The sequence below is a fragment of the Thauera phenylacetica B4P genome (genome assembly GCF_000310225.1).
In the GTDB taxonomy this organism is placed as follows: Bacteria; Pseudomonadota; Gammaproteobacteria; order Burkholderiales; family Rhodocyclaceae; genus Thauera; species Thauera phenylacetica.
Map to the genome: position 1 here is coordinate 1 of NZ_AMXF01000439.1, position 1,528 is coordinate 1,528.

At 73.8% G+C, this 1,528-nt stretch carries 1 protein-coding gene; it reads right to left on the minus strand.

The window, feature by feature from the left end; all coding sequences use genetic code 11:
* A partial coding sequence (locus C667_RS22830; protein WP_004388242.1) for a DUF4011 domain-containing protein occupies positions 1–1,455 on the minus strand: 1,455 nt, incomplete at its 3' end.
* Positions 1,456–1,528 lie beyond the last annotated feature (73 nt).

Genomic DNA, 1,528 nt, shown 5'->3' on the forward strand with positions numbered 1-1,528 from the left:
GCCGGTGCGCGCCCGCGCGCCGACGTGGGCCTCGATCGCGGCCAGCGCGGCGGCCTGGGCGTCGCCATCGAGCGTCTCCAGCCCGTCGAGCGCGATGGCCGGGGGCGGCGCGCCCTTGCCGATGAAGCCGACGATCTCGGCGAGCGCGCGGAAGGGCGTCTGTCCCGAGGGCGGCAGCGCCGCATGCAGCAGCTCGGCGATGCGGTTGAGCTCGTCACGCGTGCGGCGCAGCCGCGCCGGGTCGCCCACCCCGGGCAAGGCCTGCGCGCTCGCCGACAGCGTGCGGCCGAGCTCGAGCGCGAGCGCCTTCTTGTTGGCGGTGCGCGAGTGCAGCTCCAGGCAGACGTCGCGCAGCCCGGCCTTCACCAGGCGGTCGTGCACCACCGAGAGCGCGGCCATCTTCTCGGCGACGAACAGCACCGACTTGCCGTCGTGCGCGGCGGCGGCGATCAGGTTGGTGATGGTCTGCGACTTGCCCGTGCCGGGCGGGCCCTGCACCACCAGGCTGGCGCCGTGGCGGACCTCCTCGATGACCTTGGTCTGCGAGGCGTCGGCGTCGACCACCTGGATGATGCGCGCGGGGTCGAGCAGCGCGTCGAGGCGGTCCTGCGGGCCGAAGAACGGCGCATCGGCCTCGAAGCCGTCGGCGAGCAGGCCCTGCAGCAGGGGGTTGGCGGCGAACGCACCCTCGGGCCAGTTCGCCGGGTCGAGGTCGCGGTGCATCAGCAGCTTGGCGAAGGAGAAGAAGCCGAGCTGCATGCCGTCGGCGTCCACCGACCAGCCGCGCTGGCCTGCGGTCGCCTCGCGCACCAGGGCGAAGTACTGCGCCGGCGTCCAGCCCTCGGCCTCGTCCACCTCGGGCAGGCCGATCGCGAAGTCCTGGCGCAGGCGCTCCTGCAGCGGCAGGTTGGTGCTGAGGTCGTCCTCGCGACACACGAGGTCGAAGGTCGAGCTGCGCTCGTTGCGCACGAGCTGCACCGGCAGCAGCACCAGCGGCGCCTCGCGCACCACGTCGGAGGAGGGCGCCTCCTTCCAGCGCAGGAAGCCGAGCGCGAGGTAGAGCAGGTTCACGCCCTGCTCCTCCTCGGCCATGCGCGCGTCGCCCGCCAGGCGCAGCAGCCGGCGCGCGAGCGCATCGGGGCCGAGCGGCGTCTCCAGGAAGTGGTCGGTCAGCCGGCCCGAGTCCTCGTCGGGCGCCGCCTCCGCCAGGGCCAGCGGCACCTCGCCGGCTGCGTCGGCCTTGTCCTTGCCGAGCGCGCGGAAGCGCATCCGGCGCCCCTGCAGGCGCAGGATCGAGAACACCTCGTCAGCGCGCTCGTTGATCACGTTGAGGCAGTTGGCGCGTGCGTTGGCGCGGTTGACGTGGATCAGCCGGTTGCGCGTGCCGGTCTCGAGCAGCTTGCGGCGCGCGGCGTCGAGGGCGCGGGTAACGGGGGAGGGCGTGTGGTCGGGCATCGGCGGGGGCGAGGGGAGGGCGGGGAGGGCCGCGGGGAGGGAGCGAACGCGGAATTGTTGGAGTAGCTGTCCT